Origin of the sequence: Mastigocoleus testarum BC008 (assembly GCF_001456025.1) — a bacterium.
GTDB classification, from domain to species: domain Bacteria; phylum Cyanobacteriota; class Cyanobacteriia; order Cyanobacteriales; family Nostocaceae; genus Mastigocoleus; species Mastigocoleus testarum.
This window is the reverse complement of the sequence record NZ_LMTZ01000096.1, coordinates 110,997-123,067: the sequence shown is the minus strand read 5'-3', so window position 1 is coordinate 123,067 and position 12,071 is coordinate 110,997. Positions and strand designations below refer to the sequence as shown.

Below are 12,071 nucleotides of genomic sequence, written 5' to 3'. Positions count from 1 at the left end.
ATATGTGTGTGCCTCACTTAAATGAAATCGGCTGTATATGCTTTTCCTCTTGAACAACTACTCTATAATTCTGCTCTGAGTGCGAACAAGACACAGTAACCTTTTGGGGATGTTATACCGATTTCATTTGATGTTGCTACACTTAGAACGCCTCAAGTCGAACGTTTATAAAAAGTAACGGGAACAGATTCAAAGAATTGATGTGTAACGGTATTTTTTGAAATTGATATTAATTAAAACTTCCTGTGTTCACTTTTTGCCAATCAAAAAACCCGAACGCCAGATTGAGGGTTCGAGTTTAAAAAGTAACGATACACGTACATCAATTTTTTTTACAGGCTGGCTTGACTTAACTCATGCTGTTTACAGTGGTACTCCCATAATGCACCACGTTCCTGCAGTAGTTCTTGGTAACTACCTTGTTCGACAACACGTCCTTGCTCCAGTACGACCACTTTATCAGCTTTGGCAATTGTTGAAAGTCGGTGAGCGATCGCAATTACCGTGCGTCCAACTGCTAGTTTTTCTAACGAATCCTGAATTAAACTTTCTGAGACTGAATCCAAGGCGCTAGTGGCTTCATCTAAAATCAAAATTTCTGGATTCCTTAATAGAGCACGAGCGATGGCAATTCGCTGTTGCTGTCCCCCTGATAAGCGTGCTCCTCTATCGCCCAAAACTGTATCAAAACCATTGGGCATTTCTTCAATAAAATCAAGGGCATTGGCTAATCTCGCAGCCTCGTGAATTTGCTTTTCCGTAGCATCAAACACACCATAAGCAATATTGTCGCGGACAGAAGTATTAAAAATAAACGTATGTTGGCTAACTACAGCCATTTTACGACGTAAGGAATCAACATCAAACTGCCGTACGTCTACTCCATCAAATAATACTTGTCCTCCTGTAACGTCGTGAAATCTCGGAATTAAGCCTGCTAAAGTAGTTTTTCCACTCCCAGACTTACCAACTAAAGCAGTCATTTTTCCCCGTTCAATTACTAGAGAAATATTTTGTAATACGGGGTTACGGGGATCGTAACTAAAATCAGTACCAACTAAGTCTATTGATCGTTTTAATCCTGTGAAAGGCACTTTACCATTTTCAAAATAAATTTTATTATCACTTCTCAATAATTCTTTAATATTCTCCATCGATCCACCCAAAGTACTGATTAATGCCAGGGTTCCATTAATATCTTGGAGGGCTGGCACTGTTCTAGCCAAGATGAAGAAAAAGAGTAATAATGAAGCTGCTGGTAAAGTAAACAGAGAAATAGAAAGAACAATTAAGCTAATTAGGACTGTAGTTCCAATACTTTCAGCTATAGGCTTTACAACAGCCCAAGCTCGCACAACATTAACTGAAGCATCAAGTAATTGATGACTAATTTTATAAAAACGTTGGCGCTCATATTCTTGCGTTGCACTGGCATGAACTGTTTGTATGCCGTTAATAAACTCTAATGATGTTGAGTTTAATTTACCGTTAGCATCAGAAATACCAAAACTGGTTTCTCTAACTTTACGATTAAGAGTAGAAATTCCTACGGCTAAAAGTCCAAATATCATCATTGACAATATGGACATTTCCCAGGAAATCCTGAACATAATAATAAAGTAGACAGTCACAACTGAAGCTCTGGTAAAAACAAAAGAACTTCCACCAAAAATTTGCTTTAACCTCTCAATTTCTGTGGTCATTGTATTTACCAGTTCTCCACAACGAGCTTCGGTAAAATAACTTAGTGGTAAAGCTTGTAATTGGTCAAAAATTCTCTTTCGCAAGCGATCCGCAAGTGTCAGTTGTGCCGTTTCTGTATATATTCCACCAAAATAGTTAGCTGTAGCACGAATCCAAGTACTGAGAAGAATCAAAAAAGATATTATATATATGGGTTCGATTCCAGGAGCATAATTCTGAATTAGAATATCCAACCATGCAATACCTGTTTCTGACGCTCCATTACTAGTTAATTGCTGCAAAAAATTTAGCAGAAAACCGATACTAAAGCCTTCAAAAGTTGCCGCGATAATTGAGAAAACTATAGCTTTAATAGTAATTCTACGAAATGATTTAAATTCCCTTAGAATTAAATAATTATCTTGCCAAAAGCTGGTAGCTTTTACTAGCTTTTTTATTAAATTACGTGCTGACTTAGTAATTTTAAGAGACATAGAAGTTTTGATTGTGATTGAGGCATAAAAGCCATACAGAGCTTAAATTAAATCAATCAGCCTAAAGTTCGTGCAAAATTACTGTGAAAATTTCTGCACGAACAACTGATAAAAGCTATTGATAATAGAATTTACACACAAATACAATAATATAAATACAAAATTTGAAAGGCGATTACTTCCGTTTCCATATAGCGCTCAAGTATTAGTATAGCCGCGATTAAGTTGTTATTGATAAGTTCAACTAGCAGCAGAATAATTCCTTTCGTTAAAATAATCTGGATAGTTTAGCTGCACCACCAAAAGCAGAGGCGCGAGCATTTGAGTCGGACTAGCTAATCTGACTATCCAACTGTAACAAGCTTGATTTTGATTCCAAGTTCCAAGAGCTAATAACTCCAGGCAATCTATCTAATTTGTATTCTTCTTGGGGAGTGAGACGTACTGCTTCCTCTAATGTCACAGAGGGAAGTCCAAACAAACTCATTTCTCCTCTAATTACATTAAAAAGTTGGGGTAAATTTTCCAAACCGTATTTGTGAAGCAGTTTATTAAAATTTCCTTGACGCTTTATTGATTCAGTATTGGTATTAGAATAATTAATTTTACTGATACGAAACTTAAATATTCGGAACAATCTTCCTCGTTTGCCGATGTGCCATTCCCTTTCAAACAGGGATTGTTCGGAGTTGAAACGGATGAATGCCATAATTCCCAACATTACTGGGGCTAACAAAATTAGGAGACTCAAAGCAGTCAACCATTCAGTAACTCGTCTTAGTCTTTGCCAAACTAAAGAACTTGATTTTTTCTCCCGTCCTCGGGGAGAAACATACAAAAACATTGATTTCCTTGCTTGTTCACATGCATCAGCCCACAGTTTGAGCTTCGCTTCACCTAAAACAGGATCTATACGAACCAAATTCACTGGCGAATGTTTTAAGCACTTTACTAAATATTCTTGATTCTCTAATGGAGTCAGGAGTGGCTGCTTTAAATGACCTGGTTCTTTTACCAATAGTTGACCTTGTCGCCACTGGATGCTGCAGTATGCAGAATTATTTTGTTGCTTATCCTGGAAGGGCTTCTGAACCAAAAGACGAGTTTGCTTTGTTGAAGTAATTAATGAAACTGTCATATGTATCTACTCTTAAATAAGTTCGAATTACCACCTGGAAATATGCTTGGGAAAAACATTCCTCATTATTCCTATTAGTAGATAAGGAGGATAATCATTAAAATATTAAGAAATAAAAAATATATAAACTAATACATTAAGAATAATCTATATATTCCAAAACAGATATTCAAGAAGATTTTATACTAGCTTTATATACCCATTTCTAATCTTTAATTACGTATCACTATTTCCTTTATTGATAGCTAATATATAGGATATAAGAAAGCTAACTTTGAATAGCAATTAATATTGATTCTTTATTTACTCTTTAAATAAAAAGATATTTTACCTAAGTATTATTAAGATAGGATGAATTGCTTAGTGATTAAAATCCGTAACATCTATCAAACATAGAATTTTCTTCAGTGCTTTTAAGCATTTTTGATAGAGTTGTATTATCTCACGTACAACTGCTATTTACAATCGATAAAGCTCCAACTCTGTCTCGAAATTTTTTAGCAATAATAAGATTATATATGTACAAATAAATATTAAGTTATTTACTCACGGTGTGGATTTTATTTTTACCTTATAACCTATATCGGCAAATAAAAATCATGCTGTAAACCTATATATAGTATAGCTTTTAAAGGTAGACGACTAAAATAAAATTATTTTAAGCAGGGAACTGTGATTAATTTAAAGTCATTAATTTAAATAAGTCTGCTGACTTATAAAATTTAAATTTTAGGATAATACTAACAAATCTTCATACACTTATTTTTAAGAATTGAATTACAGCACACAAACAATTCGGTTATTATTTTTTACGATTTTTAGTTGTGACTTTACTAATTCCGCATACTTTAATTAAATCAGGAGTAAAGCATTTAATTTAACCTTTTAAAAATTTAGTAAAATATAAGAATATTTGTGATTTAAGTCACAGACTGATGAAGGTTTGTTTGGTATTATTTAGTAATAAATTAATTTTTTAATATTGTCTGTAACTTTTTCATAGAAAAATCAATATTTGATAATTTCGCAATTTTTAAACGGTTTAAATTAAATGAGTAGCTTTGTAAAATAGCACAAATATCCAAATATTTTGAAGTTATTATATATATTGATTATTCCAATCTTGAATACACCTTATAGTTGTTCTCAATAAAAATCTCTTAGAAAATATTATTAGTATTTATTCATATGGCAATACAATCTTAGTTACAATTTTTTTGATCGAGCAGTAGAAGTATTAGATAACCTTTATAATCAACAAATTATAGGTTGATATTTGTCATAGTCTTTATCATGATGTACTTGCGAAGGGATTTAGCCTTATCTAGATCGTCTTGATTTATATAAATATTTGTTACTCTGTTAATTAAAATTATCTTTTAAGTAATTGTAGATACAGTGTACAGGTAAGTTGCGTTGCATTGTTCACCAGAGAAAATGTAGTAGTTTTTAATAGTATTAACTATCTAATCTGGAATATTTGATGAGCAATTGTCAGAGAAAAATATTGAATGATTCCACTGGGAAAGCCCAAACAATAAAGTTGTCGACGTAACAATAATTCCGTAATACATTTAATCTGTGGTATCAGTACAAACATGATATACACAGATAATAGTTAAAACTAATAAGGCCAAGAAAAATTGATTTACAGCTAAAGCTAAGCGCTTTTTTATAAGTAATCTTATCGATTTTTAAGCTTAATTTTTTTGGATACGAATTTAAAATTGTTACATAATTAGATTACGCAAAACCGAGAATATATTTGCTTTTTTTTTAGAAAATTATTAATTTACTGTAAAGAATTTTTGTGACGTTATTTGAATCTTTAGAGCTAAAATTGGCGCTTTAAATAGTCGTATAATTCTCAACATAATTTAATATATGAATTTTTGTTTTGATTTTAGACGAACTTTTTTCGGTAATATTTTTGTCTGAAAATGATTGCCGGAAAATAAATTTTACCAAAGTATTATTAGACGAAAAAAGCGACTGATTGATAATCGAAGAGATATTTTTACAATCAGTCGCAAATATAAGATTTAGAAATTACTCTGGAAATAAATCCCTTAGAGTATATATTATGAATTATTTAACAAATCAGTTACGTCTGTTATACCAGTATAATCAAATTTCTGTAAGCGAACGGTATTTAAAGAATTAGAGCCATTGGAAACATAAAACTTAAACTATCCAAAATTAGGGGAATTGCTTATGAAAACATCTAGAAGACGTTACATACAATATAACGTCTCTAGACAGTAATTATTTTTGGAAAAGTTACTAAAATTCTTTTTCAAATTTGCCATTTCCTATCTTTTCTACAGCTTGCTCCAGCGCTAATTGTTGATTCTGTCGATAGGGTATGTAAGAACTGTTGGTTTTGGATACTCCATTTGCTACTAAGCCAATCAAATTTAACTTGCTTAACATTGCTGTAGCTTGGGCAAGCTGGCTTCTAGTTATTTTACCAATGCTTGTTACCATTACAGCTCCTCGACAAGACGAACCTGTTAGCAAAGCGTCAACTAATCCTAAAACTGGAGAAGAATCAACAATTACTAGATCGTAATCTTCTTCAAAAGATGCCATTAGTTGTGCCATTCTAGGAGAACTTAAAAGATTCGCCGGATCGATTGGAAGTGGTCCTGCAGTTAAAATATCGATAAATGAGGAACCAGAAGACTGAATTTTAATTTGTTCCGGTAAACTTTCATCGCTTGCAAGCAGAGTAGACAGTCCTTGCTCGTTGGGAAGATTAAGTTGTTTGTGCAAACTAGGATCCCGCAAGTTGGCATCAATCAGCAATACCCTTTTATGCAAACGTGCAGCACTCATTGCTAAACCCAAAGCCAAAGCTGATTTTCCGTCATCAGCTAAAGCTGAGGTAACCATCAAAGATTTTAAATTGGTAACCGAATTTAAAAGTTCTATGTTCTTATAAATTAAATCCAGAGATTCCCAGCGCGGAGGAGATTGAAGTACTTGGATAGTCCAAGGAGCGAGGAGTTGCGGTCTACCAAATGGTAATTTAATGACTGAATCTTTACGTCTTGCTGGGGGTAATTTCGGAGTGGTTCCTAATAATGGTAAGGCTGCTTGCTTTTCTAGTTCCGCAGTCGTGCGTACCGCATCATCGGAAGCTTCCCTTACAAAGGCAACAATACCTCCCAATATTAATCCCACTACCCCACCTAGTAAAAGATTTTGCCGGAGATTGGGCCCAACAAAATAACCCAGTTGTGGTTCCTCAACAACTTTCCAATTAAATCCACCCTTGGAAAGCTCTTGTCGTAATTCTTGTTTTGCTCTTAATAAATTTTCATATCTCTCTTGGGTCCGTTGCACCTGTGGCTGCAATAGACTGTACTTCGCGAGTAGAACAGGAAAGCGTTTAATCTCATTACGTAATTGCCGTTCTCTTTTCTCTAAACTTTGATCTCGTGCCGCTAATGCTAGTATGTTCGTCTGTGTTTGCGCTAATTTAGCAGCAAGATCTATATCTATTTGACCTAGCTGACCCTGGTCTAATATATTACCCTTTAATACGCTAATTCCTTGAGTTTGTCCCCCCAAAGCACGTCTAACCTCTTGTTGCAAAAGCTGTTTTTGGTCTCTAAGTTGATCTTTTAGCTTAACTACATCTGGGTGATTAGCTGTGAAGCGCAAGCTCAATTGAGACATTGCTAGCTCAGTTTTCTGGATCTCATTTAGCAAAGATTGATAGCGCGGGGACTGGGTTAATCGGGATGAAAATAAAGCATTCTGAGGTGTTCTATTAAGTTGCGCTTGCACTGACTTGAAACTAGCTTTTGCTTCTTCATACTGATTGCGGGTAGCACGCCGTTCAGTTTGAATATTTCTTAGTGCATTCTCTAATGCTTGTGCTTGCTCTTCGGGATTGATTAAATTTTGACTCCGACGGAAATTTTCTAAACGTTTTTGAGAGGTAGCAACTTCCCTTTCTGCTTGATTTAATTGTTCTTGAATTACTTTGAGGCCTCTTTGCAGACGTTGTCTTTGCTGCTCAATATTATAATTTTGATATACCTCTTTAACTGCAGACAGTACATCCTGGGTTTTATTACGATCAGTTGCCTGATATTCTGCTTGAATAATTTTCGTGCGAGTATTATCTTCTGCTTCTTTTAATTGCGTTAAAGATAAAGACTGTTTAATTTCTTCTACGGTTATATCGTCATATTTTGGTTTGAGTCTGTCAACAGCTTTCTGAATAAGTCCACTGCTTTGCATCAGTTTAAGCTGAGTTGCTGTATCTACTTCAATTGATGGATCACTGAACTTATTTTCGTCAGTAGGCTGTCCTTTCCCTTGATAATTAGGTTCAATTAATAGCTCCATAGAGCTTTTGTATTTAGGAGGGGTTCTTTCTGTAATCGCGCCCGCGATCGCCACAGAAGCACTAAACACTACTAAAAACCAAGGAAATCTACGAATTAAAATCGCAAACAGTTGTCCATACCCTGGTTCTGGCTCAGGGGATGGATTTAAGTTGGGATTCAGACTGTTTTGAATCACGTTTACTATCCTTGAATGAACAAATCAGGTGAATGATTTTTGTGGACTACAAGATTGTTCTATTACTTGCTCTACTTTATTAAAAAAAGCTTGTTCTGAAAAATTTTTCACTGCATGATTGCGAATACTGTCATAATTCCAAGAGATTTCTCTACTTTCTAGTAGGGCTCCTTGCAGTGATTCGGGAGTTTGTCTTTTAAAAAATACTCCGGTTTTGCCAGGAATTTGAGTATCGAGAACACCGCCAGCGCCATAAGCAACCACTGGTGTCCCACTAGCATTTGCTTCAACTGGAACTAGTCCATAGTCTTCTAAAGCAGCAATGATTACGGATTTGGCTTTTGAGAACAACTGAGTACGCTTGGTGTCGCTAACATGACCCAAAAATTTAACGTTATCTAAAGCTTTAGACTGCAAACGTTCTCTTTCGGGACCATCCCCAGATATTAGTAATTGCCAACCCAGCCAATTAAAAGCCTCGACTATTATATCAAGACGTTTATAGCTAATCATCCGGGCTGAAGCAAGATAGTATTCATCTTTATTTTGCGAAAAACTAAATTTGCTAGTATCTATGGGATAGTTAATAACTATGGCTTTTTTGCCATAAATTTCTTTAATTCTGCGAGCTACTACGCTGGAATTAGCAATGTAAAGGTCAGGCTCTTGAGCATATTTCAAGTCTACCTTTCTCATCATGTCAAAGATTTTTTCAATTAGAGGTGCGAAATATCTATAATCTCCATATTCTCTAAGGTAAGTTTGAGTATCCCACAAAAAACGGGTTACATTGTGACAAAAACAGACGTGTCTTGCATTTGGTTTTTTTTGTACTGCTTTTGCAAAACTAGTGCTGCTGGAGATAATCAAATCGTATTCCTGGAGATTTAAGGCCCGAAATGCCGGGAAGTACAAAGGTGCCATCATTCGGAAATATTTAGCAGCACCAGGAATTTTTTGGAGAAATGTGGTGTTTACGATCCGTTCGCCTAAATCTATAGTCGCTTTGGGATCGTATAAAGATGTAAAAATATCTGCTTCAGGAAAACGCTTGCATAATAATTCGAATACGCGCTCTGCGCCACCTTTTTGTGTTAAATAGTCATGTACTAGAGCAATTTTCATAGGTTCTTAATAGGTTTAAGCTATACAAGTACTTGTTGAATAATCAGTTGATATACGTAGAGATAGAGATTTAGATTTAATTGTTCGGATTTAATCTTTCAAATTTAATTGTTTTAACTAGTTGAATTGACTGAGTGATATACTCTATTCTCTACGTAGATCCACAAGACTTTATAAATTTTCCTGAAAGTCTTGTTAATTATTCGAATAATTTATGTTTACTTTTTGAAAAAAATTTCCTCTGAGTTCAAAGAAGATGCCAAAACTCCGTAGGGTAAGTATCTTAACTGGGATTTGTAACTCTCAATAGCTTGTTTTTTTTGCTTTTTAACTGCAGCTATAGAGACACGGTGTGCATTTGTTAAGTTTTCTCGATGCAGTTTAGAATTTAAAGGATTTTGCCAAAATACCCAAATTGGGTACTGGAATAATTCTGTTTCCAGACCGGAGTGGGCGATCGCTGCTAAAACTAAATCGAATGTGGCTTCATGGTCGGGGTGACCATCTTGATTATGGGGCACATAAACTTCCTCTGGGCGCGATGATTTTAAAATCTTGCTTAAACGGGAAATTAAGTCATATCTTTGTGATTCCGATAGTTGGGAAAGACTACCATCCGGTTCGCCAAGAAAGTATGTATCAGATTGTTCGACTCCCAAAATATTAAGAGCAGTTTCTGCTTCTTTTTGCCTAAACTGGATAATATCTTCTGGTTCGATCCAATCTGGTCTACCGTAGCGCCCATCAGTTAGAAAAACGACCTTGACAGATACCCCCAAAGAACGCTTGATTGCGATCATACCCCCACAGCCAAGACTTTCATCATCTTGATGTGGAGAAAATACTATAGCCGTTTTATTATTAGCCTTAATCCTTTGGCTTTTAAATTTTGCAGTCAGGAAAAGTACTTTTGAGTTAATATTGCGAACTACTTCTCCTGTGAATATTTGTAGCCGATTTTTCAAGGTTAATTTAGACATAACTGGCTAGCTGCTGTTTTGAAGTGCGGTCTTTGATAATTTGTTTGATTGTTTGAGAATATACCCGAGCAAAATTTTCTTGAGTATGGTGTTCTCTGACAAATTCTCGAGAGTTTTTTGCCATTAGTTGTAATTTTTGAGTTGGAAAATCTGCAAGGGTACGAATTGCATTTTTAATTTCCTCCAAAGAACAATTTGGCAATATAATCCCACAATCTTCATTCACGTCCACACTCGATTCATAGCTCACAATGGGAATTAATCCTCCATGCATGCAAGTAATGACGCATCCTCCTCCTCCTTCCGAGCATGAAGGATAGATAACAGCAACACAACTGTTAAGAATTTTCAAAAATTCTTTACTACTTATGTCAACCCAACCAATAGTATCGATGTTAGGAGTGTGATAAAGTTCCTTTTCGAAAGCAGCCTCAAAGTCCTTCTCCTTATTAATAGGTCCACAAATGGTCAGATGATAATCTGGCATTTGGGCAAAGACATCTAAAAGTAAATCTAATCCTTTATGAACTAAACCACCGCTACCAAACCAGAGAAAACGTCGACGACAAGTGGAAAAGTCTTTATCTTCAAACCAAGGGTAAAGTACTGGCGTTGAAATGGGTACTCTATAAATAGGTTTATTTGCATATTTATAAGTACTTATGGTAAATTCATTCCCTAGAACAATAGCGCAATCGGCGTGTTCTATGGCCTTATTCGGCATTTCAAACCTACGGGGTGTTAAAGTTAATCCCCTTCTTTGTTGTAGTTGTAAGAGTCTATTAGCTTCTGCAGCATTGTGAAATATTAGATGAGCTGCGTCAGCATGAAATATTTTGATGCAATTTTGATCTAAGTGAGGTGTACTTCGTTGTAGATTCCATCGAGTCTCAATAAAAAAATCATATTTTTTTTGTGGAATAAATACATCGTTGTCAAATCTGATTACATCAACGCAATAACCCATATCCAGGAAAGTTTTTGCCATTTGTAAGCATTCCCAAAAGTGAGTATGGGATAATGGCATTTCCTCGCCAGGTTTTAAGAGGAAAGGAGTAAGAATATAAGATATCAGTACGTTACCAATCGGATTTTGAGGTGGGTTAAGAGATATTATTCGTCTTCTTTCAATACGACCTTGGATTTTAGAAGTGACTAGGTTGACGCTATCTGTAATGCGATTAACGATATTGATTTGCATTTTTTACATACCTGGGATGTGGAGTTAACTAATTCAATAAGTTTATTTTAAAACTTACGCATTAATAAAAGTTCTCTTATACACAAAGCCTTACTTTCTTAAAAGAATAAGATTTGATGGTTTATATAGTGGATTTCTTATACCTCTTCTCTTAAGTTTAAGTATGAAGGCAATTAACTTATACAAAACTTGGAATAAAAATGTTACAAGTTAATTTAGGACGATTCATCCTATCAAGTACTTTGCAGATAGTCCAGATAAATTTTAAGTTTTTAAGTTTGTCAATAGTGGAGTGCTTAATTTCCGACATTCAAAAACACTTGTACTATATTTGAGTTTAGTATCTGATATAGCGTTACGCGCAAGTCATTAGCGGATTGCAGGTTTCTGACAACGTTAGCGAAGAATTGCCGTGAGGCTTAACCGTAGGCGTCGGCGTTAGCCTAAGCGCGTGTCCGTAGACATAAATTAAAAGACCGCGCCTTGTAACGTTAGTCATAGGCGCGGATCCGGCAACAAAAAGCTCATAACTCATAACTTTGCGGGATTTACCAATGTCCTAACCTTATTACGTGGTGCTATATTTCCTGAGGAGTATACCCACCCTATATATTTTTCAGCACCCATCCTATGTATATTGTTGGGGGAAAGCTTAGCTATAGTGCTACGTGCAAGTCATAATGGGCCGCGCCCACGACTAAATTCACCTCACGTATTGGCTCAAAAGCTTGCTAATTATAGCTTTCAGACTTAACCAACATCATAACCTGATTACCTCGCGCTACACTGCTTTACTGTTTTCGCTCGGAAATTATAAGCAATTTACAAGATTATTCTGAACGCAACGTTAGTGAATCCAATTCAAGCAAGGTAGATGCAAATCAAATAGATTAGACTGCGAACGTAACAGC

6 protein-coding genes are annotated in these 12,071 nt (G+C 35.3%); all 6 read right to left on the bottom strand.

Annotated elements, in window-relative coordinates; translation table 11 throughout:
• Positions 1 to 332: 332 nt before the first annotated feature.
• The 6 genes from hepA to BC008_RS20625 all read right to left on the bottom strand — a co-directional run bounded on the left by hepA (position 333) and on the right by BC008_RS20625 (position 11,160).
• Complete coding sequence (gene hepA / locus BC008_RS20650; protein WP_027840280.1) at positions 333 to 2,177, bottom strand: heterocyst formation ABC transporter subunit HepA; 1,845 nt, start codon at positions 2,175 to 2,177, stop codon at positions 333 to 335.
• 331 nt (positions 2,178 to 2,508) lie between these two features.
• Positions 2,509 to 3,315 carry a heterocyst development glycosyltransferase HepC gene (gene hepC, locus BC008_RS20645; RefSeq protein ID WP_027840279.1) on the bottom strand — a complete coding sequence of 269 codons (807 nt, stop codon included), beginning with the start codon at positions 3,313 to 3,315 and terminating at the stop codon, positions 2,509 to 2,511.
• A gap of 2,283 nt (positions 3,316 to 5,598) precedes the next feature.
• Positions 5,599 to 7,854, bottom strand: coding sequence for a GumC family protein (locus BC008_RS20640; RefSeq protein ID WP_027840278.1), 2,256 nt, complete (start codon positions 7,852 to 7,854; stop codon positions 5,599 to 5,601).
• A gap of 24 nt (positions 7,855 to 7,878) precedes the next feature.
• Complete coding sequence (locus tag BC008_RS20635) at positions 7,879 to 8,979, bottom strand: glycosyltransferase (RefSeq protein ID WP_027840277.1); 1,101 nt, start codon at positions 8,977 to 8,979, stop codon at positions 7,879 to 7,881.
• Positions 8,980 to 9,197: 218 nt separating this feature from the next.
• Positions 9,198 to 9,959, bottom strand: coding sequence for a PIG-L deacetylase family protein (locus BC008_RS20630; protein ID WP_027840276.1), 762 nt, complete (start codon positions 9,957 to 9,959; stop codon positions 9,198 to 9,200).
• Positions 9,952 to 11,160, bottom strand: a complete 1,209-nt coding sequence (locus tag BC008_RS20625) for a glycosyltransferase (protein WP_027840275.1) — start codon at positions 11,158 to 11,160, stop codon at positions 9,952 to 9,954. The genes BC008_RS20630 and BC008_RS20625 overlap by 8 nt, the downstream gene beginning before the upstream one ends.
• Between the last annotated feature and the right edge of the window lie 911 nt (positions 11,161 to 12,071).